Origin of the sequence: Chelativorans sp. M5D2P16 (assembly GCF_034427935.1) — a bacterium.
Taxonomy (GTDB): Bacteria; Pseudomonadota; Alphaproteobacteria; order Rhizobiales; family Rhizobiaceae; genus Chelativorans.
Genome location: NZ_JAXQNM010000013.1, coordinates 107,918 through 129,489 on the forward strand (window position 1 = coordinate 107,918; position 21,572 = coordinate 129,489).

15 protein-coding genes are annotated in these 21,572 nt (G+C 66.6%); 7 read left to right on the forward strand and 8 right to left on the reverse strand.

The window, feature by feature from the left end; all coding sequences use genetic code 11:
- Positions 1-9 precede the first annotated feature (9 nt).
- Entirely contained in the window at positions 10-1,218 is a 1,209-nt protein-coding gene (locus SIN08_RS07770; protein WP_322451002.1) for an acetyl-CoA C-acetyltransferase, read from the reverse strand.
- 38 nt (positions 1,219-1,256) lie between these two features.
- A complete protein-coding gene (locus tag SIN08_RS07775; RefSeq protein ID WP_322451003.1) occupies positions 1,257-3,050 on the reverse strand; it encodes an acyl-CoA dehydrogenase C-terminal domain-containing protein in 1,794 nt (597 codons plus the stop codon).
- A gap of 338 nt (positions 3,051-3,388) precedes the next feature.
- Between SIN08_RS07775 and SIN08_RS07780 the strand changes: the two genes are divergently transcribed.
- The 3 genes from SIN08_RS07780 to SIN08_RS07790 all read left to right on the forward strand — a co-directional run bounded on the left by SIN08_RS07780 (position 3,389) and on the right by SIN08_RS07790 (position 8,884).
- Positions 3,389-7,000 (forward strand): peptidoglycan-binding protein, encoded by a 3,612-nt coding sequence (locus SIN08_RS07780; protein WP_322451004.1) that lies wholly within the window; start codon positions 3,389-3,391, stop codon positions 6,998-7,000.
- Between the two features lie 171 nt (positions 7,001-7,171).
- Positions 7,172-8,092 (forward strand): sulfite exporter TauE/SafE family protein, encoded by a 921-nt coding sequence (locus SIN08_RS07785; protein WP_322451005.1) that lies wholly within the window; start codon positions 7,172-7,174, stop codon positions 8,090-8,092.
- 3 nt (positions 8,093-8,095) lie between these two features.
- Positions 8,096-8,884: a TIGR02186 family protein gene (locus SIN08_RS07790; RefSeq protein ID WP_322451006.1), complete on the forward strand. Its 789-nt coding sequence runs from the start codon at positions 8,096-8,098 to the stop codon at positions 8,882-8,884.
- 64 nt (positions 8,885-8,948) lie between these two features.
- On the opposite strand, the gene pdeM is transcribed toward SIN08_RS07790, so the two are convergent.
- Complete coding sequence (pdeM, locus tag SIN08_RS07795) at positions 8,949-9,665, reverse strand: ligase-associated DNA damage response endonuclease PdeM (protein WP_416208033.1); 717 nt, start codon at positions 9,663-9,665, stop codon at positions 8,949-8,951.
- Positions 9,662-12,178 (reverse strand): ligase-associated DNA damage response DEXH box helicase, encoded by a 2,517-nt coding sequence (locus SIN08_RS07800; RefSeq protein WP_322451007.1) that lies wholly within the window; start codon positions 12,176-12,178, stop codon positions 9,662-9,664. Before SIN08_RS07800 ends, pdeM begins: the two co-directional genes overlap by 4 nt.
- Before the next feature lie 79 nt (positions 12,179-12,257).
- On the opposite strand from SIN08_RS07800, the gene SIN08_RS07805 reads away from it, so the two are divergent.
- Complete coding sequence (locus SIN08_RS07805) at positions 12,258-13,268, forward strand: ligase-associated DNA damage response exonuclease (RefSeq protein ID WP_322451272.1); 1,011 nt, start codon at positions 12,258-12,260, stop codon at positions 13,266-13,268.
- On the forward strand, positions 13,268-14,860 hold the full coding sequence (locus tag SIN08_RS07810; protein WP_322451008.1) for a cisplatin damage response ATP-dependent DNA ligase: 1,593 nt from the start codon (positions 13,268-13,270) through the stop codon (positions 14,858-14,860). The genes SIN08_RS07805 and SIN08_RS07810 overlap by 1 nt, the downstream gene beginning before the upstream one ends.
- 58 nt (positions 14,861-14,918) lie before the next feature.
- Here SIN08_RS07810 and SIN08_RS07815 read toward each other — a convergent pair whose 3' ends face one another.
- On the reverse strand, positions 14,919-15,893 hold the full coding sequence (locus SIN08_RS07815; RefSeq protein ID WP_322451009.1) for a hypothetical protein: 975 nt from the start codon (positions 15,891-15,893) through the stop codon (positions 14,919-14,921).
- Positions 15,894-16,063: 170 nt separating this feature from the next.
- On the opposite strand from SIN08_RS07815, the gene dgcN reads away from it, so the two are divergent.
- The gene (gene dgcN / locus SIN08_RS07820) at positions 16,064-17,059 is read left to right on the forward strand and encodes an N-acetyltransferase DgcN (protein WP_322451010.1); all 996 of its coding nucleotides are present in this window, start codon (positions 16,064-16,066) and stop codon (positions 17,057-17,059) included.
- A gap of 6 nt (positions 17,060-17,065) precedes the next feature.
- Here dgcN and SIN08_RS07825 read toward each other — a convergent pair whose 3' ends face one another.
- Positions 17,066-17,524, reverse strand: coding sequence for a DUF305 domain-containing protein (locus SIN08_RS07825; protein ID WP_322451011.1), 459 nt, complete (start codon positions 17,522-17,524; stop codon positions 17,066-17,068).
- Between the two features lie 160 nt (positions 17,525-17,684).
- Here SIN08_RS07825 and SIN08_RS07830 point away from each other — a divergent pair, with 160 nt between their 5' ends.
- The gene (locus SIN08_RS07830; RefSeq protein ID WP_322451012.1) at positions 17,685-18,137 is read left to right on the forward strand and encodes a hypothetical protein; all 453 of its coding nucleotides are present in this window, start codon (positions 17,685-17,687) and stop codon (positions 18,135-18,137) included.
- Positions 18,138-18,209: 72 nt separating this feature from the next.
- On the opposite strand, the gene SIN08_RS07835 is transcribed toward SIN08_RS07830, so the two are convergent.
- Together SIN08_RS07835 and SIN08_RS07840 are read right to left on the reverse strand one after the other, a co-directional pair.
- On the reverse strand, positions 18,210-19,010 hold the full coding sequence (locus SIN08_RS07835) for a xanthine dehydrogenase family protein subunit M (protein WP_322451013.1): 801 nt from the start codon (positions 19,008-19,010) through the stop codon (positions 18,210-18,212).
- An 89-nt stretch (positions 19,011-19,099) separates the two neighbouring features.
- Positions 19,100-21,448, reverse strand: a complete 2,349-nt coding sequence (locus SIN08_RS07840) for a xanthine dehydrogenase family protein molybdopterin-binding subunit (RefSeq protein ID WP_322451014.1) — start codon at positions 21,446-21,448, stop codon at positions 19,100-19,102.
- Positions 21,449-21,572 lie beyond the last annotated feature (124 nt).

The window sequence follows — 21,572 nt, forward strand, 5'->3', positions numbered from 1 at the left end:
CCAATCCCCTCAAACCCGCTCGATGATGGTCGCCGTGCCCATGCCGGCGCCGATGCACAGCGTCACCAGCGCCGTGTTGAGTTCGCGGCGCTCCAGTTCATCGAGCACGGTGCCGAAGATCATGGCGCCGGTGGCGCCGAGCGGATGGCCCATGGCGATCGCCCCGCCATTGACGTTGATCTTCCCACGGTCGATGTCGAAAGCCTGGATATAGCGCAGCACGACCGAGGCGAAGGCCTCGTTGAGCTCGAACAGATCGATGTCCGAAAGCTTCATCTTCGCCTTTTTCAGAAGCTTCTTCGTCACGTCCACCGGACCCGTCAGCATGATGGCGGGTTCGGAGCCGATATTGGTGAAGGCGCGGATCCTGGCGCGCGGCTTGAGCCCTAGCCCCTTGCCGGCCTTCTTCGAGCCGAGCAGCACGGCCGCAGCGCCGTCTACGATGCCGGACGAGTTGCCGGCGTGGTGCACATGATTGACGGCCTCGATCTCCGGATAGCGCTGCACCGCCACCGCATCGAACCCGCCCATCTCGCCGGGCATTGTGAAGGACGGGTTGAGCGATGCCAGCGCCTGCATATCCGTGTCGGGGCGCATATGCTCGTCGTTATCGAGAATGGTGAGGCCGTTCTGATCCCTGATAGGCACGACCGAGTTCTTGAAATAACCCTTGTCCCAGGCCTTCTTCGCCCGCTTCTGGCTTTCCACGGCATAGGCGTCCACGTCGTCGCGGGAAAAGCCGTATTTCGTGGCGATGAGGTCGGCGGAAACGCCCTGCGGCATGAAATAGGCGGGAAGACCGACCGAGGGGTCCATGAACCAGGCGCCGCCCGACATGCCCATGCCGACGCGCGACATGGATTCCACGCCGCCGGCGATCACGATATCGTCGGAGCCTGCGGCGATCTTCGCGGCCCCCAGATTGATAGAGTCGAGCCCGGAAGCGCAGAAGCGCGAGATCTGCATGCCCGGCGCCCGGTTGTCGTAGCCCGCCTCGAAGGCTGCCGAGCGCGGGATCACGGAGCCTGCCTCGCCGACGGGATCGACGCAGCCGAATATGATGTCGTCCACCTGCCGTGTGTCGAGCCCGTTGCGGTCGCGCACCGCCTCCAGCATTCTTGCGGCGAGCCGCACCGCCGGCACCTCGTGCAGCGCGCCGTCCTTCTTGCCGCGGCCGCGCGGGCTTCGCACTGCGTCATAGACATAGGCGTCAGCCATTCCCGTCTCCCTTCGTTCCTTGCCGGTTTGCCGGCACCTTAAAATGCCTCCGCGGGCAGCGCCATCACCGTTTCGGCGCCTGATGCGATGCGGGCGAGGTGCGCGCCCGTCTCCGGCATCACCCGCTCCATGAAGAAGCGCCCAAGGACGAGTTTTTCTTCAAGAAAGGACGTATCCTCCCCGCCTTCGGCGAGCCCTTCCTGCGCTGTCTTGACCGTGCGGCCCCACATATAGCCAAGCGCCACGAGCCCGAGGAGGTGCATATAGTCGTAGGATGCAGCGCCGGCGTTGTCCGGCTTCTGCATTGCGTTCTGCATCAGCCAGAGCGTGGCGGACTGCAGGTCGTTCAGCCCCTTCTTCAGTGCCTTGGTATAGGGCGCCATCTTCTCGTCCGCACGGTGCGTCTCGCAGAATTCGCCGACCGTCGCGAAGAAGGCCTGCGCGGCGCGGCCGCCGTCCTGCGGCAGCTTGCGGCCGACGAGGTCGAGCGCCTGGATGCCGTTGGCTCCCTCATAGATCTGGGTGATGCGGGCGTCGCGCACGAACTGGCTCATCCCGTGCTCTTCGATATAGCCGTGGCCGCCGAAGACCTGCTGCGCCATCACCGCATGGTCGAAGCCCTTGTCGGTGAGCACGCCCTTGATGACCGGCGTCATGAGCGCAAGGTGGTCTTCGGCTTGCGCGCGCTCGGCCTCATCTTCGCTGCGATGGGCAATGTCGGACTGGAGCGCCGTCCAAAGGATGAGCGCACGGCCGGCCTCGTTGACGGCGCGCATGGTCATCAGCATGCGGCGGATGTCCGGATGGACGATGATCGGGTCCGCCTTTTCCCCGGGTGCTTTGACGCCGGTGAGCGCCCGGCCCTGCAGCCGCTCGCGCGCGTAATCGGCGGCGTGCTGGTAGGCGGCCTCGGCGATTGCCAGCCCCTGCATCCCGACGCCGAGGCGCGCCTCGTTCATCATGGTGAACATGGCCTTCAGCCCGCCATTCTCCGTGCCAAGGAGGGTGCCTTGCGCCGCGTCATAATTCATCACGCATGTTGCGTTTCCGTGAATGCCCATCTTCTCTTCCAGAGCGCCGCAGGAAACGCCGTTCGGCCCGGCGGGATTGCCGCCTTCGTCGAGCTTCAGCTTCGGCACGATGAAGAGGGAGATACCCTTCGTGCCGTCCGGCGCGCCCTCGATGCGGGCGAGCACCAGGTGGACGATGTTTTCGGAAAGGTCGTGCTCGCCGGCGGAGATGAAGATCTTCTGGCCGGAGATCTTGTAGCTGCCGTCCCCGTTCGGCACCGCCTTGGTGCGCAGGAGGCCGAGATCGGTGCCGCAATGCGGCTCGGTCAGGTTCATCGTGCCCGTCCAGGTCCCATCGATCATCTTCGGCAGGAAGCGGCTCTTCTGCGCGTCGGTGCCGTGGGTGAGAATGGCGGCGATCGCGCCCTGGGTCAGACCCGGATACATCATCAGCGCCATATTGGCCGAGGAGAGATATTCGCCGACCGCCGAATGGATCAGGTACGGCAGGCCCTGGCCGCCATATCCGGCGGGCGCGGAAAGTCCCATCCATCCGCCTTCGCAGTAGTGGCGATAGGCTCTAGCGAAACCTTTCGGGGTTGAAACCGAGCCATCCTCGTGGCGCGTGCAGCCTTCCGTATCGCCGGCGCGGTTGAGCGGCTGCATGACATTCTCGGCCAGCCTCGCCCCTTCCGCCAGGATGGCCTCTAGAACGTCGGGCGAAGCATCGGCAAAGCCCGGCAGGTTGTCGTAACGCCCGTAACCGAGCACGTCGCGAAGCACGAACAGCGTGTCGCGAACAGGGGCCCTGTAGGTCGGCATGAGATCCTCCAGCACGAACTTCTCGGACGGGCTGGCGCCCGTGCCGGTCTCGCCCGCCTCATATCAATCTTTGACGTTCGCGTAAACGTAATTCAGCGCGGCAAAGCTGGTCAACGGCGGAGTGCCTGCGCCTCGGTAACAATGGTTAACCGGATGTTTACCACGATTGGCGATTCTTGCCGCGTCGGACCTTCCCCGCAGTCTGCTTCGCTGATCGCGGGGTGCCGATCGAGGGGAACCTCGTGGAACCGCAAGGCCATCACGGCGGCCGGACCCAGTGTTTCCCCGCGTGTCGTTTGTAATTGCGGCGTGCCGACAGCCGCGGAGAGGCGGGCGTTATGAGCAGCAAGCGGTCCTACCTGGACAACCTGAATGCGGGGCGGCAGCGCAGGTCCGGTACTGCCCTCGAAGAGATCAACCGCACGCTCGACAAGCTGGAACGGCGTTTGGGCGGCGACGAACGGCGCGAGGCCACCGGCGGCGACGAGGATATGGCACGGCGCATCCAGCGCCTCTCGGACGAGGCGCTTGCCGCCGAGCCCGCCAACCGGCGGCCCGATCCCGCAATAGACAAGACACCGCATGCCGGCCAGGAACGGCTCGCCCGGGAGATCGAGGACGCCCGGCGCCAGGAGGACCAGCGCGCATCCATCGGCAACATCGCCGCCGAGTTGGGGTCCCTGCGTCAGGAAATGCGCTCGATGGTGGGCTCCAGCCTGCGCGGCGAGTTCGACCAGTTGCGCAAGGAACTGTCGGGCATCATGGAAGCCGTGCCGCCGTCGCCTCTCACCGACGAGTTGAACGCCGAGTTTGCGCGCCTCTCCCGAGCGATCGCGCTTCTGGCCGAGCGCAGCGACGACCGCAATGCCAATCTTCTGCGGCTGGAGCTGGAGCAGGTCAGGGCCTCGCTCGCCAACCTCGCCCGCGAGGAGACCGTGCGCTCGCCCGACCAGCGCTGGAACGCCGTCGAGGACAAAATGGCGCCCCGCGCGCAGGAAGGGCGAAACCCGGGTATGGAGACCCTCCATGCCCGCCTGGCCGAAATCAGCGCGGCGGTGGACAGGCTGCCCGAAACGCTGCCGCTCCGCTCGCTGGAAGAGCGTGTTAAGGCGTTGGCGGATTCCCTCGACCAGTTCGCCCTCCAGCATGACCGCGGACAACCGGACCTCCGTGCGCTGATCGAGGAACGGATGGACGAGATTTCGCGCGCCATCACCGCGTCCACCGCGCGCGCCGCCTTCGACCCGCGGCCGTTTGAACGGATCGAGGCGCGCATCGCTTCGCTGGCCAACCAGATCAACGAGCTCGTCGAGGCCGCGCCCGACGGCATGGTGATCGAGCGGCTCAACCATCTCACCGACCGCGTGGATGAGATCGCCCGCCGCATCGATCTGCCGGAGCAGGCGGTGGAGCGGCTGGCCACCCATGTCGCGCAGATCGCGCAGAAGCTCGACGCCGCACCCTTGCCGCCCGACGCCGATGGCCTGTTCCTCGGCCTCGAGGAGCGCTTCGCCGCCCTGTCCAGGATGGTCGAGCAGCGCCAGGAGGACGCGCTCATGCACAGCCAGGGCCTGCTGCAGGACCTGGAGCGGCGACTGCAGGACGTGGCCGAGCGGCTCGACAGGGCCGGCTCCGGCGTGGACGAATCCGGTCTCATGGCGGCGATGGACAGCCGTTTCGCCGAACTGGCCGCCCACATCGACAATGCGCGCGAGCCCGGCGAATCGGAAGCGTTGCGCGTTCTCGAGGCGCGGCTGGAGGATATTTCCGACCGGCTGCGGGACACCGCGTCCGCAGGCCCGAGCGTCGATCCGGAAACCATCGGCAACCTCGAGAGCCAGATCGCTGCCCTTTCGGCGCACCTGGCGCGTCCGGCCGCGGACGAGCAGAGATTCGAGGCGCTGGCGCCGCGGCTGGAGAGCATCGAACGCTCCATCGGCGAAAGCAGGGCCGGAATGCTGGACGCGGCTCGCAGGGCGGCCGAGCAGGCAGTGCAGTCGCTCGGGCCGGCCCATGCCGAGGCGGGCGACGACAGCCTGAAGGACGACCTGCAGCGGCTCGAAGCACTCGCCCGCAAGTCGGAGGAGCGCAACAGCAAGACCTTTGAGGCCATTCACGACACGCTGCTCAAGATCGTCGAGAGGCTGGGCTCCCTCGAACAGGCGGGCCCTGAGGATGCGACGGCCGTTGCCGCCGGCCCCGTCGATGCCGCTCCTGCGCATTCCGACACGTCCGATCACGCCGATACCGTCCCACCAGCCCCGCGGACGCCGGCGCAAGCCGCGACCGAAGCGGCCGATGCCGCGCTCAAGGAGGATGATGGCTCCCTGCGCTCCAAGGAGACGAGACAATCGTTGCTCGGCGGCCTTTCGCGCGCCTTTGGCGGGCGCACGCGGGAAGAGGAGGCACCGGCCCGCAAGGAGCCGTCTGTCGCCGAGACGGCCGAAGGCGACGAGGGCGCCGTCACGCTGGGCGCCGAACACGCCGACGAGCCGCTGGAGCCCGGTTCGGGCGCACCCGATCTCAACGCCATCATTCGCCGTGTGCGCGACGAACGCGAGCGGAACGAGGCCGAGCGCGACGACACCGCCAAGGCCGACTTCATCGCCGCCGCGCGCCGTGCCGCGCAGGCGGCCGCGGCGGAAGCGGAAATGCTGAAGGATCGCAAGGGCGGGGAATCGGAGAAGGTCCGCAAGGGCGGTCTTCTGCGCGGCCGCAAGAGAACTCTTCTCCTGGCGGCCGCCGGCGCCATTATCGTTGCCGGCGGGCTGTACTATCTGCGCGCGACGATACCCGGCGAGGAGCAGGTGGCAGAGCGAGCGCCGTCGGCGGAAGTCGAAGTGCAGGCGCAGGCGACGTCCGCACCGGATATGCAAGACGCCGCACCAGATACGCAAGGTGCCGTCCCGGCACGTTTCGCCGGAATGTCCGAGCCCTCGGTCGAAAGTATCGAGACCGCCGCCATAAGCACGCAGCCGCCGCCGCAGGACGAAAGCCAAGCGGGCGAGGAGCCGGCAGCGCCGACCGCACACCAGGATGACGAGGCACAGGCGGACACGGCGATTGAAACCGCCGTTCCGGAGCCGCTGGAAATTCCCGGCGAGATCGGGCCGGCAGCGCTGCGCAAGGCGGCGGCGAACGGCGAAGTGGCCGCACTCTACGAACTCGGCAACCGCTTTGCGGAGGGGGTCGGGGTCGAGCAGGACATGGCCGAGGCCGCCCGGTGGTACGAGAAGGCCGCGGAGCTGGGCCTTGCGGCTGCGCAATACCGCATCGGCCACTTCTACGAAAAGGGCAGCGGGATCGAGCGCGACATCGCCAAGGCGAAGATGTGGTACCAGCTTGCCGCCGAACAGGGCAACGCCAGCGCCATGCACAATCTCGGCGTCCTGTTCGCCATGGGCGCGGACGGCACGCCGGACAACGAGTCCGCCGCCCGCTGGTTCCAGGAAGCAGCCGACCTCGGCGTCACCGACAGCCAGTTCAACCTGGGCATCCTGGCCGCCAAGGGCGTCGGCATGCGGCGCGACCTGAGTGAGGCATACAAGTGGTTCGACATCGTCGCCCGGGCGGGCGACACCGACGCCGCCGTCAAGCGCGACGAGATTGCCGCAACCATGGCGCCCGCCGATCTCGCCAAGGCGCAGGGCAAGGCGAAACTCTGGGAAGCGCGCGAGGCCGACCCGGCGGCCAATGTGGTTGACATTCCGGACGCGTGGCTGCCCGACGAGACCGTCACCGGCAGCGTCGATCTGAAGAAGGCCGTCGCCAACATTCAGCGCATCCTCAACGACAGCGGCTACGAAGCCGGTCCCGCCGACGGTGTGCTGGGGGCACGGACGCGCACGGCGATCAAGGCCTTCCAGAAGGAAAACGGGATGGCGGAGACGGGCGAGATCGACGCCAAGCTGGTGCGGGCGCTGCTCGAGCGTCAGGAGGCTTCGCAATAGGAAGCAGCGGCGCGCGGGGGCCACTGCTGCTGCGCAATTTCATGCGGGTTTTCAAAGTATTCCGCCCCGGCACGTTTGACTTCGCGACGCTGTAGGCGCAAGAACGAACAATAGTCGAATGTGCGCAGCGGTCCCGTTGCGCATTGGAAAACAACGCTTTTGGTGTCGCGGGTGGGCATCTATCTCCCGATCGCGGAAATATCCGTCAACATGGTGGTTCTACTCGCCATGGGGGGCGCGGTCGGTTTCCTCTCGGGAATGTTCGGGGTGGGCGGTGGCTTCCTCATCACCCCGCTCCTGATCTTCTACAACATTCCACCGGCGATCGCGGTGGCCACCGGCGCCAATCAGGTCATCGCCTCGTCGTTCTCCGGGGCGCTCGCCCATTTCAAGCGCGGCTCGCTCGACGTGAAGCTGGGGCTGGTGCTTCTGGCAGGCGGCGTCGTGGGATCCTCGCTCGGCATCTACGTCTTTGCCTATCTGCGCCGACTCGGCCAGCTCGACCTCATCGTCTCCCTGCTCTACGTCGCCTTCCTCGGCTCCATCGGCGGCCTCATGCTGATCGAGAGCGTGCGCGCGATCCGCCGCGCGAAGCGCGGGCAAGGCGCCACGCTCCGGCGGCCAGGTCAGCACAACTGGATCCACCGCCTGCCGCTCAAGATGCGGTTTCGCGCCTCCAAGCTCTTCGTCAGCGTCATTCCCATCGTCGGGATCGGCGCCATCATCGGCTTCCTGGCGTCGATCATGGGCGTGGGCGGCGGCTTCATCATGGTGCCGGCGCTGATCTACCTGCTCAAGGTGCCGACCAATGTCGTCATCGGCACGTCCCTGTTCCAGATCGTCTTCGTCGCCGCCTTCACCACCGTCATCCATTCGACGGCAAACCAGACGGTCGACATCGTGCTGGCCTTCCTGCTGATGGTGGGCGGTGTGGCCGGGGCGCAGTATGGCGCGCGGGTCGGCCAGCGGCTGCGCGGCGAACAGCTGCGCGCGCTCCTCGCTCTTTTGGTCCTTGCCGTGGCGCTCCGCCTTGCCTTCGACCTCTTCGTGCGGCCCGCGAGTCTCTATTCGCTCGCCACCGGAGGGGTTTGAGGAATGATGGCCCCGCTCGCCGCCGCCATCATGCTTTTCCTCGGGGCTGCGCTGGCGGGCAGCGCGTTCGGCCAGGAAGCGCCGAGCGAGGACATCCAGATCGGCCTTTCCACCGACCGCGTTTCCATCACCTCCGATTTCGCCGGAGCCAACCTCACGATCTTCGGTGCCGTCGACGACATCGACCCGCTGATCAGCCGGCAGGGCGGCTATGATGTGATCGTCGTCCTGGAGGGCCCGCCGCGTACGACCGTCGTGCGCAAGAAGACGCGCGTTCTGGGGATGTGGATCAATACCCATTCCCTCGTCTTTCGCGATGTGCCGGCGTCCTATTCCGTCGCCCTGACACGCCAGCCGCAGGACATCACGGATACCGCCAATTACGAGCGGCTGGCGCTTCGCGTCGAGAATGTGCGCCTGCAGCCGCTCGACGCGGACGGCAATCCGCAGACGATCCAAGAATTCACGGCCGCCCTGCGCGCCCGCAAGCTGGCCGCGGGGCTCTATGTGGAGCGCCCCGGCGGGGTGCAGTTCCTTTCGCGCAGCCTGTTCCGCGCCACCTTGCAGCTTGCCCCCAACGTTCCCGTGGGCACGCACCGGGCACGCGCCTTCCTCTTCCGCAACGGCACCTTCGTACGCGAAACCTCGGCGGCGCTGACCATCCGCAAGGCCGGTATCGAGCAACGCATCTTCGAGTTCGCCCACCAGAACGGGCTGCTCTACGGGCTCGGCGCCGTTTTCGTGGCCATCTTAACGGGATGGGTGGGCCGCCTGGTCTTCCGGCGGGATTAAGAGCAATTCCAGGAAAAGTGGAAGCCGGTTTTCCGTTCAAAATTGCGAAAGTTAGATAGCTAGCTCATGCTGGCCGCAGCGCGCCGCCCGCGATCGGGTAGACGCGGTTCGCCCCCAGCATGTAGGCGGTCAGAGACTCGCGCTTGAAAAGACCGGCGAAGGCGCGGTCGAGCACGTTGAGCGTGCCGGTGAGGCTGCCGAAGGCGGGCATGACAAGGCGCCTTCCGTCCGAGGCGAAGCAGGCGCGGCGCACGGAGCGGCCGCGGCGCACGATGCGGGCGCCCGGATGCAGATGCCCGGCGATCTCGCCCTCGCCGCCGCCTTTCGAAGGCTCATGGCGGAAGGTGAGATCGCCGAGCGCAAGCTCGTCCACACAGCGGCCCGGAAGGTTATCGGGCGCGGCCGGGTCGTGATTGCCGGCGATCCAGTACCACTCCCGGCCTTCCATTACTTGCAGAAGATGCTCGCGGAAGGGTTCCGGCATGCGCCCGGCGCCGCCATCGTCGTGAAAGCTGTCGCCGAGGCTGACGACGACCGCCGGCCGAAGCCGCGCCACGACGTCCGCAAGCCGTGCCAGCGTGGCCGCCGTATCGTAGGGCGGCAGCATGCTGCCCCGCCGGGCATAGGAGGAGCCCTTTTCCAGATGCAGATCGGAGACGACGAGCAGCCGGTCGGCGGGCAGGTAGAGCGCGCCCGAAGGGTCGCAGACCATGCGCTCGCCGGCCATTGCGATCTCGACGGGGCCGTGCGCGGCCGCTTCGATCCTGCTCACCACATTCATACGCCGCCCATGGCCTCCTCGATCAGGTTCTCCGCTGCCTCGCCCAGCAACGATTCGTTGGCGCTGCCCGCCACCGGCTCCCTGCCGATCTCCAGCATGACGGGCACCGCCAGCGGCGAGATCCTGTCCAGATCCTTATGCACGATTCGGCCACGGATGCGCGACAGCATCTCGCCGAGACGCCCGACGTCGAGCAGGCCGGTAGCCGCATCCCGCCAGGTCGCCTGAAGCAGGATGTGGTCGGGCTCATGGGTGCGCAAGACGTCGTAAATAAGGTCGGCCGAGACAGTCACCTGGCGGCCGGTCTTCTCCTGCCCCGGATGGCGCTTCTCCACGAGGCCGGAGATGACGGCGCAATTGCGGAAGGTGCGCTTCATGAGCCAGCTGTCGGCTAGCCAGGCGTCCAGGTCGTCGCCCAGCATGTCCTCGTCGAAGAGTTCGGCCAGAAAAAGCGCCTTCCGGCGAATCATGCCTCCCATGTCGCCGAGGCTCCAGACGGCCAGCGAATAGTCGGTGGCGACGAAGCCGAGCGGCCGGGCACCGGCGCGCTCCAGCCGCCGGGTGAGCAGCATGCCGAGCGTCTGATGCGTAAGCCGCCCCTCGAACGGATAGGCCACCATGTAGGAGCGATCGCCGCGCGGGAAGGTTTCCACTAGGAGGTCTTCCTTGCGCGGAAGCACCGACTTCTCTTGCTGGATCCGCAGCCAGCCGGAGACCTGCTCGGGCAGCGTCCGCCAGCGATCCGGATCGGCGAGCATCCCACGCACCTCGCCCGCCAGATAGGTCGACAGCGGAAACTTGCCTCCGGCATAAGCCGGAACCATGGCGTCCTGACCCGACGCGCTGGTCACGAATGCCTCGTTCTCGCGAATGCCCTCGAAGCGCAGGATGCGTCCGGAAAACATGAAGGTGTCGCCCGGCGCCAGCGTTTCCAGAAAATATTCCTCCACCTTGCCCAGCACCATGCCCCCGCGTTGGCGACCACCGCCACGCACCAGCCGTACATTGAGCATCGGCGATTCGACGATGGTGCCGATATTGAGCCGGTATTGCTGCGCCACGCGCGGGTGCGTGATGCGCCAGCGGCCGTCCTTCATGCGCCGGATGCGGGCATAGCGCTCGTAGCTCTTGAGCGCATAGCCGCCCGTGGCGACGAATTCGACCACGCGCGAGAAGGTCCCGGCGTCGAGCCCGGAATAGGGCGCGGCACTTCTCACCTCCTCGAAGAATTCCGCCTCGTCGAAAGGCCCGGCGCAGGCCCGCCCCAGCACGTGCTGCGCGAGCACGTCGAGCGCGCCCTCGCCCAGAGGCGGCGTATCCTGCGCGCCCAGATAATTGGCCTCCAGCGCGGCACGGCACTCCATCACCTCGAACCGGTTCGCCGGCACCAGGATCGCCCGGCTCGGCTCGTCCATGCGGTGGTTGGCGCGGCCGATGCGCTGGGCGAGCCGGCTCGCGCCCTTGGGCGCGCCGACATGAATGACGAGATCGACATCGCCCCAATCGATGCCAAGGTCGAGCGTGGAGGTGGCGACGATGGCGCTGAGGCTGTTCGTCTCCATCGCCTTCTCCACCCGTCGGCGCTGGGCGACGTCCAACGAGCCGTGGTGCAGGGCGATCGGCAGATTGTCCTCGTTGACGTGCCACAGCTCGCGAAAGAGCAGCTCCGCCTGGCTTCGCGTATTGACGAAGATGAGCGTCATCTTGTGCCGCGTGATCGCCTCGTAGACGGCGGGGATGGCGTAGCGCGCCGAATGGCCGGACCACGGCACGCGCTCGTCCGTCTCCAGAATGGTGATCTCGGGCTTGGCGCCACCGGCCACGGTGACGATGTCGGCCATCCGGCCGGCCGGGTTCTGGTCCACCAGCCAGCGGCGCAGCGCCTCCGGTTCGGCGACGGTGGCCGACAAGCCGATGCCGACCGCCTCCGGCGCCAGCCGGCGCAGCCTTGCCAGCCCCAGCGCAAGCAGGTGCCCGCGCTTCGAGGTGACCAGCGAATGCAACTCGTCGAGCACGACATAGCGCAGACCGGCGAAGAACCGGTCGGCGTCCGGCGAGGCGATCAGAAGGGCGAGTTGCTCCGGCGTGGTCAGGAGAATGTCCGGCGGCGCGTATTTCTGGCGCTGGCGCTTATGCGCCGGCGTGTCGCCGGTGCGTGTTTCCATGCGGATATCGAGGCCGATCTCCTCGACGGGCCGCGTGAGGTTGCGCTGGATATCGACGGCGAGCGCCTTGAGCGGCGAGATGTACAGCGTGTGCACACCTTGCCACGCTGCTCCCGGCTTTGGTTTCGGCCGCTCGGCCAGATGCGTGAGAGACGGCAGAAAGCCTGCCAGCGTTTTGCCGGCGCCCGTCGGCGCGATGAGCAGGACCGAGCGGCCTTCCTGCGTGCGCTTGAGCAGTTCGAGTTGGTGCGGGCGCGGCGTCCATCCGCGCGCGGCGAACCACTCCCGGAACGGCGCGGGCAGGCGGGCGGCGCTGTCGCCGGAAGGGGGATCGGTCTCGAGTTTCAAGGAAGATAGAACTAATGCAGAACAGACGCGCCGCCAAGACTCTTCCACCGCAGGCGAAAAGGCCTATCTTGATCGCATGATCAAAGCGCGCGATCTGCTTCGCTCCCGTCCCGAGGGGCTCTATTGCCCGCCGGGCGATTTCTTCATCGATCCGGTGCGTCCGGTCGGCCGCGCGTTGATCACCCATGGCCATGCCGACCATGCCCGCGCCGGGCACGGCGCGGTGCTTGCCACACGCGAGACGCTCGACATCATGGGGCTGCGCTACGGCGCCGATTTTGCCGGCAGCACCCAGGAGGCGCCAATCGGCGAGCCGATCGCGCTTAACGGCGTGCGCGCGACCTTTCACCCGGCGGGGCACGTCCTGGGCTCGGCCCAGATCGCGGTGGAGGCAAACGGTCTGCGCATCGTCGCCTCCGGAGACTACAAGCGCAGCCCCGATCCCACCTGCGCGCCCTTCGCGCCGGTCAAGTGCGATGTTTTCATCACCGAGGCGACCTTCGGCCTGCCGGTCTTCATCCACGCCGACGCGGCCACCGAGATCGGCCACCTGCTCGCCTCGGTGGAACGCTTTCCCGAGCGTACCCACATCGTCGGCGCCTATGCGCTCGGCAAGGCGCAGCGGGTGATCGCCCACCTGCGCGAAGCGGGCTACGACGGCACGATCTTCATCCACGGGGCGCTTTCCAGGCTTTGCGCCTATTACGAGAGCGCCGGTGTGCCGCTCGGGCCGTTGCAGCCCGCCACCGTCGACAAGGACGAGGCGCCGCCGCCTGCCGGCGCCATCGTCATCGGCCCGCCTTCAACGCTCGGGGACCGCTGGTCGCGGCGCTTTTCCGATCCCCTGGCCTGTTTCGCCTCGGGCTGGATGCGCATCCGCCAGCGGGCGCGCCAGCGCGGCGTCGAACTGCCGCTCATCATCTCCGATCACGCGGATTGGCACGAACTGACCGCCACCATCCGCGAGACGGGCGCCGGCGAGGTCTGGGTCACCCATGGTAGGGAAGAGGCGCTGGTGCGCTGGTGCGAGCTGAACGGCATTACCGCAAAACCGTTGCACCTGACCGGCTATGAGGACGAGGCGGAATAGTGGAGCGCTTCGCCGAACTCCTCGACAGGCTGGTGCTGACGCCGTCCCGCAACGGCAAGCTCAGGCTCCTCACCGACTATTTCGCTTCCGTTCCGGATCCCGACCGCGGCTACGGACTAGCCGCGCTCACCGGCGGGCTCGACTTTCCCGCCGTCAAGCCGGCCATGCTGCGCACGCTGACGACCGAGCGCGTGGACTCGGTCCTCTTCGCCTATTCCTATGATTATGTCGGCGACCTCGCCGAAACGGTCTCGCTCATCTGGCCGGCAGGCGCCGAGGAAGAGGGGGTGCCGCGCCTGTCGGACGTGGTGGACACGCTCTCGCGGGTGAGTCGCTCCGACGCACCCGCCGTCATGGCGCGGCTGCTCGACCGGCTCTCGCCCTCCGGCCGTTTCGCGGCGATCAAGCTCGCCACCGGCGGCTTGCGCGTCGGTGTTTCCGCGCGGCTCACCAAACAGGCGCTGGCGGAACTCGGGGGCGTGGACGTGCAGGCGATCGAGGAACTCTGGCACGGGCTGCGCCCGCCCTTCACCGATCTCTTCGCCTGGCTCGAAGGCAAGGGAGAGAAGCCGGAGAACGCGGCCAAGGCGCCCTTCCGTCCCGTCATGCTGGCACATCCCGCGGCCGAAGTGGATTTCTCCATGCTCGATCCTGCCGCCTATGCCGCCGAGTGGAAATGGGACGGCATCCGCGTGCAGGCGGTTTCAGAAGGCGGCGTGCGGCGGCTTTATTCCCGGACTGGCGACGACATCTCCGGCGCCTTCCCGGATCTGGTTGAGGCGATGGATTGCGAGGCCGCGCTCGACGGGGAATTGCTCGTCGGCGACCCGCGGGAGAAGACCGGCACTTTCTCCGACCTCCAGCAGCGGCTCAACCGCAAGTCGGTCTCGCGGGCAATGCTTCAGGATTATCCCGTCTTCATGCGCTGCTACGACGCGCTGATCATCGACAGCCGGGACACCCGCACGATGACTTTCGAGGAACGGCGGGGACTCCTGGAAGCCTTCGTGGCGAACCTGCCCGCCGCCCGCTTCGACATTTCGCCTACCGTCCCGTTCCGCACCTGGGAGGAACTCGACGACAAGCGCTGCAATCCACCGCATCCGGTTATCGAGGGCGTGATGCTGAAGCGCCGGGATTCGGCCTACCTGCCGGGCCGGCCCAAGGGGCCGTGGTTCAAGTGGAAACGCGATCCCTTCACCGTGGACGCCGTGCTCATCTACGCGCAGCGCGGCCACGGCAAGCGGTCGAGTTTCTATTCAGACTATACCTTCGGCGTCTGGTCGGGCCCGCAGGAGGATCCGGTCCTGGTACCCGTCGGCAAGGCCTATTTCGGCTTCACCGACGAGGAACTGAGACAGATCGACCGCTATGTGCGCGAGAACACGGTGGACCGGTTCGGCCCCGTGCGTGCCGTGCGCGCCGACCGCAGCCACGGCCTCGTCGTCGAACTCGCCTTCGAGGGCATCCAGCGCTCGACCCGCCACAAGTCGGGCATCGCCATGCGTTTCCCCCGCATCTCAAGGCTCAGGTGGGACAAGCCCGTCCACGAGGCGGACCGGATCGAGACGCTGGAGGCGATGTTGGAGTGACAGGCGTGCGGTGAATAACTCGCGGAAGCCGGCAGGACCTCGAATATTCGCTATCCCGCTACTCCGCCGTCGCCACCCGCACCGAGAACACCTCCAGCGCCCGGCCCTCTCCCTCCATGTCGGGAACGACAGTGATCGTGCCGCCGCCGCTCGGCCGCCGGTCGGGCAGTTCCGTTTCCAACAGATAATCCGTCCGCGAAGGTCCGACGACATAGCGGCGCCGTGCGCAATCGCCGAGCGTGCCGAAATCGCAGGCGATCGAGATTTGCGTCTCTTCTCCCTCCTGCGCCCTCGCAGAGAGAGAGAAAACAACACGCTCCCCGGCGAGCCGTTCCAGGATGCCCTGCCCGATGTCGAAGGAGATCCGCGCTTCCGGCCCGCCGCCGATACGCATGAAGGCCTCGCCCTCCTCCTCGACCGCTTCGGCGCTGGTGCCGCCGCCGGCGCGGGCGGTGGTGGGATCGTTGGGCGAGAAGACGGTGATCCAGTCTCCACTGGCCTGGATATCGCGGCCGGGTTCGCCCCGCTCCTGGCCCGCGGTGTCGGGCGTTGCCTCGCCTGCCGGCCCGCCGGAAAACAGGAACCAGCCGCCGACCGCAATGACGGCGATCAGCGCCGCGGCCGCAAGAGCGATGGAAAAGAGGCGGCGCCTGCCGGTTTCCTGGAAGGCGTAGGCCCGATCCGCGCGCGTGTTCGCGCCGAGGTCTCCGGCGCCGGGTTCTTCCGTGGCGGAAAGCCGGTCTTCGCGCGCCTCGCGCGGCGCGAAATCGAGTTCGGCCCCGGTTTCCGGTGAAGGCGGGGTGGCCGGCGTCTCGGCCGGTGCCGCCGGGAGGAACTCCCCTTCAATCTCGATGATCAGTTCCTTGACGCGCTCACGGCGGGCGCGCACGTCCTCGGCCGTGAGGTCCCCCCTGGACTGGATGGAGCGTTCGAATGCGGCAAAGGTTTGCCGGTAGACCCTTTCGCGGAAGGCCCTGTCCTGTGCGTCGCCCTTCTCCAGCGCGCTCCTGATCGCCCTCTTGATCGCCTCCAATTGGCTCTCCGCCTTTTTGTCCCTTACCAATCGTTAACCGCAGGCGGCGGCGCAATCAACGACCTCGTCCCGTCTGCACACCGAAAGCGTGCCTGGACCAAAAGGCGCTGCTTGACAGCGCGATGCGCTGGCTTCAGCTATCGGAGCGGTTTTCTTGACGGAGCGACGGCATGCTGAAGACGCCCTATCTGCTTTTCCTCGGTGACGCGCCGGACCAGTTGGCGGCCAAGGTTGCGCAAGGAATCAAGGACTGGCGGCCTGAATTCTGTATCGGCCAGTTGCGGCTCGAAGGCTGCAGGGCCGATCTCGGTCTTCCCGAAATGGGCGTCGAGGAGGCGCGCGCCGCCGGCGCCGAGACGCTCGTGGTGGGTGCCGCCAATCGCGGCGGCGTCATTTCGCCCGCATGGCTCGACACGCTGCTCGCCGCTGCCACAGCCGGCATGGACATCGCCTCGGGCCTTCATAACCGGCTTACCGCGCTGCCCGAACTCGTCGAGGCGGCGGGCAGGGCCGGAACCCACCTCTTCGACGTTCGCGTGCCGCAACAGGAATACCCGATTGCCGAGGGCAGGCCCCGCACCGGCAGAAGATGGCTCGCCGTCGGCACGGATTGCTCGATCGGCAAGATGTACACCGCGCTCGCCATGGAGCGCGAGATGCATGCCCGCGGCATGAAGGCGAGCTTCCGCGCCACCGGACAGACCGGAATCCTGATCACCGGTTCGGGCGTCCCGCTGGATGCCGTGGTGGCCGATTTCATGGCCGGGGCCGTGGAATGGCTGACGCCGGACAACGAACCCGACCACTGGGACCTGATCGAGGGCCAGGGCAGCCTGTTTCACCCCTCCTTCTCGGGCGTCACAATGGCGCTGATCCATGGTGGGCGGCCGGACGCGCTGGTGCTGTGCCACGAGCCGACCCGCACCCATATGCGCGGCCTGCCGCATTATTCCCTGCCTTCGCTCGAAGCTCTGCGCGACCTGGCGCTCGAGACGGCGCGGATCGTCAATCCGGACGTCAGGGTCACCGGCATCTCCGTCAACACCGCCGCGCTCTCGGCCGAGGACGCGCAACAATGCCTGCGGGAGATCGAGGAGCGCATGGGTCTGCCGACGGTCGATCCCTATCGCGACGGCGCCGGCCGGCTGGTGGACATGCTGCAGTAGACTCGGTCAATTCTGCTCCCTATCCCCCAAGTCGCGCAGGAGGGATTTCATTTCCGCGATCTCACGCCGCTGCGACTCGATAATCTGGTCGGCGAGCTCACGCACGCGTGGATCGGAAAGCTCTGCGCGCTCGCTCGTCAGGATAGCGATGGAATGATGCGGGATCATCGCACGCATCCAGGATTCATCTTCGATCGTCCGCTGACTGCGCACAAGATAGAGTGCCGCAGCGAAAATCGCCACGGCAGCGAGCAGGACTGTGATGTTCGCGGCAGGCTTGGTGTACATGTGGAGCATGAAGAAAAGCATGACGACGGCCATCGTGGCGCCCATGAGGAAAGCCATATAGACTCGCGTTTCGCTCCAGTAGACGTGGTCAAGACTGTAGGTATTTAGATACATCACGCCGTACATCACCATGACTGCGGTAACGATCATGGCTGCAAAGCGGGCATACGCTGACATGGCCGTGGCTCCGTAAAAGCAGTCAACGGCTCGCTGGCGGACCGGGTTCCGACAAGCGGTTCAATCACCTTTCCCGCGGCGCCTGGCTTAAAGCGTCAATTCTGAACGAATCCTGCGGTCAGTTGTTAGGGCACGGCAGCAGTCATGAAAGGAGAAAGCCATGACGAGGCTGATCACGACTTCGATCGCGGTTGCGGCGTTGATGCTCCCCGCCGTGCCCGCCTTTGCTCAGGACGCCGCAATGGTTCAGGTCGCCGAAAGTGAGGAATACGGCCAGTACCTGACCGACGGCGAAGGGCGCGCCCTTTATCTTTTCACCGCCGATACGCAGGGCCAGGGCGACACCCAGGCGCAGGTGTCCTGCGAAGGCGAGTGCCTGGATGCATGGCCGCCCTTCTACACCCAGGGTGAGCCGCAGGCGGGCGACATGGCCGACGCCTCGCTCCTCGGCACGATCGATCATGAAGGCCAGATAATGGTCACCTATAATGGCTGGCCGCTCTACTACTTCGCCAGGGACGAGGGGGCGGGCGCCACCTCGGGCCAGGATATCGAGAGCTTCGGCGGCGAGTGGTACCTGGTCTCGCCCGAGGGCGAGCAGATCGAAGAGTAAGCCGCCCCAACGGCAAAAAGAAAAGGCTCCCGCGCGGGGAGGGGAGCCTTTCCGTCGGTCGAACGCGCGGCGTCAGCCGGCGGCCACCTGGACCGCCCGCTTGGCCATCACCACGACGAGGTTCGCCCGGTATTCGGCGGAAGCGTGAATGTCGGACATCAGCCCGTCCGCCGGCACGCGCACGGCGTCGAGCGCCGACGGCGCGAAGGAGGATGCAAGCGCCTGCTCGATCGCGTCGGCGCGGAAGACGCCGTCCTCTCCGGCGCCCGTCACCGCCACACGCACACCGTCGCCGCGCTTGGCGACGAAGACGCCCGTCAACGCATAGCGCGAAGCCGGGTTCGGGAACTTGGCGTAGCCCGCCGTCTCCGGAACGGTGAAGGAAACGGCGGTGACGATCTCGTCCTCTTCGAGGGCGGTGTCGAAGAGGCCGGTGAAGAAGTCGTCCGCCGCAATCTCGCGTTTGCTGGTATGGACGGTGGCGCCGAGGGCCAGCAGCGCCGCCGGATAGTCGGCCGCGGGATCGTTGTTGGCGATGGAGCCGCCGAGGGTGCCCATATGGCGCACATGCGGATCGCCGATATGGCCGGCCAGATGGCAGATCGCGGGGCAGGCCCTGGCGAGCGCGGCATCGCTCGCCACCTCGGCATGCGTCGTACCGGCGCCGATCTTCACGCTGTCGCCGGAAACCGTGACGCCCTTCAGTTCCGCGATGTGCCGCAGGTCGACGAGATCGGACGGCGCGGCCAGCCGCTGCTTCATGGTGGGGATGAGCGTCTGCCCGCCAGCGACGAACTTGCCGTCATCCGCCTCGGTGAGCGCTTTCACCGCCTCGGAAACGGAGGAAGCCCGGTGATAGGTCGTCTGGTACATCCTGTTCTCCTCTCAGGGTGAATGGTGAATGGGAACTCGGGTGGATGCGGCGCTGAAAGATTTGCGCCGCACCATCACCACTTCACCGTTCACTGTGCGCTCTGCATCGCCGCCCACACCTTTTCCGACGTGGCCGGCATGGTCAGATCGTTGTTTCCGATCGCATCCGTGATCGCATTGATGATCGCCGGCGGCGAGCCGATGGCGCCGGCCTCGCCGCAGCCCTTGACGCCCAGCGGATTGCCGGGACAGGGCGTGTTGGTGGTCAACACCTGGAAGGAGGGCAGGTCGCCCGCCCGCGGCATGGTGTAGTCCATATAGGAGGCGGTGACGAGCTGACCGGAAGCGGGATCGTAGGTGCAGCCTTCCAGCAACGCCTGGCCGATGCCCTGCGCCAGCCCGCCATGCACCTGTCCCTCGACGATCAGCGGGTTGATGATGTTGCCGAAATCGTCGGCCGCGACGAACTGGATGATGTCCGTGTGCCCCGTCTCCGGATCCACCTCCACCTCGGCGATGTAGCAGCCGGCAGGGAAAGTGAAATTGGTCGGATCATAGAAGGCGCCTTCCTTCAGCCCCGGCTCCATGCCGTCGGGCAGATTGTGCGCGGTGTAGGCGGCGAGCGCCACCTGCGCCCAGGGCAGCGAGCGGTCGGTGCCGGCCACCTTGGCCTCGCCGTTTTCGATGACGATATCGCTCTCGTCGGCCTCCAAAAGGTGGGCGGCGATCTTCCTGGCCTTGGTCTCCACCTTGTCCAGCGCCTTGACGATGGCCGACATGCCTACGGCGCCGGAGCGCGAACCGTAGGTGCCCATGCCCATCTGCACCTTGTCGGTGTCGCCATGGACGATCGAGATCTGCTCGATCGGCACGCCGAAGCGCGAGGCGACGACCTGGGCGAAGGTGGTCTCGTGCCCCTGGCCGTGGCTGTGCGAGCCGGTCAGCACCTCGATGGTGCCGGCGGCGTTCACCCGCACTTCGGCCGACTCCCAAAGGCCCACGCCGGCGCCGAGCGAGCCGACGGCCTGGGACGGCGCGATGCCGCAGGCCTCAATGTAGCAGCTCATGCCGATGCCGCGCAGCTTGCCGCGCTTTTTCGCCTCCTCACGCCGGGCGGGGAAGCCGGCATAGTCGGCCTCGCGCATGGCCGCATCCAGCGAGGCTTCATAGTCACCCGCGTCATAATTCATGATGACGGGCGTCTGGTGCGGGAATTCACGGATGAAGTTCTTGCGCCTGAGCTCCGCCGGCGGCACGCCGAGCTCGCGCGCCGCCGTCTCCATCGTGCGCTCCAGCGCATAGGTTGCCTCCGGCCGTCCGGCGCCGCGATAGGCGTCCACCGGTGCGGAGTTGGTGTAGACGGCCCGCACATTGCAGTGGATCTGCGGGATCGCGTATTGGCCCGAAAGCAGCGTGGCGTAGAGGTAGGTCGGCACGGAGGAGGAGAAGAGCGACATGTAGGCGCCGAAATTGGCGATCGTGTCGACCTTCAGCCCGACGATGCGGTTGTCCGCGTCGAAGGCCATCGCCACCTCGGTCACGTGGTCGCGGCCGTGGGCGTCGCACAGGAAGCTCTCGGTGCGGTCGGCCACCCATTTCACCGGCACGCCCGTGCGCTTGGAGGCCCAAAGGCAGACCACTTCCTCGGGATAGATGAAGATCTTGGAGCCGAAGCCGCCGCCGACATCCGGGGCGATCACGCGCAGCTTGTTTTCCGGCGCCACGTTGTAGAAGGCGCTCATGACGAGGCGCGCCACATGCGGGTTCTGGCTCGTGGTCCAGAGCGTGAAGTGGTCCTCGGCCATGTCGTAGTGGCCAAGCGCCGCGCGCGGCTCCATCGCGTTGGGCACCAGCCGATTGTTGACGAGCTTGACGCGCGTGACGTGGGCCGCGCCCTCGATGGCGCTGTCGGTCGCCGCCGCCTCGCCGATCTCCCAGTCGAAGATCAGATTGTTCTCGGCCTCGGGGTGGAGCTGCGGGGCGCCGGGCTCCAGTGCCTTCACCGCGTCCGTGACGGCCGGCATCTCCTCATAATCGATCTCGACGGCCTCCGCCGCGTCGCGTGCCTGGCCGCGGGTGTCGGCGATCACGATCGCCACCGCATCGCCTACATAGCGCACCCGGTCCACCGCCAACGGCGACCATGCGCCCATCTTCATGGGCGAACCGTCCTTGGAGTGGATCATCCAGCCGCAGATGAGATTGCCGATGGCGTCGTCCTTGAGCTGCGTGCCCGTCAGCACGTCGATAACGCCGGGCATGTCCTTTGCCGCGGCCGTGTCGATGCTCTTGATCGCCGCATGCGCATGCGGGCTGCGCACGAACACGGCCTGCTTCATGCCGGGCACCACCATGTCGTCGACATAGCGGCCGAGCCCGGTGATGAAGCGTTTATCCTCCTTGCGCGCCACGCGCGCGCCGATGCCTTCGATTCCCATGGTGAACCTCCCGGATGTCAGGGGACGCGGCAGATGAGTGGAATGGGACGGTAGGGCAGCACAGCAGCCGCCCACCTTGTCCAGTCACTCTGCACTACCGCCTTGCTCCCCCACTTGCCCTGTT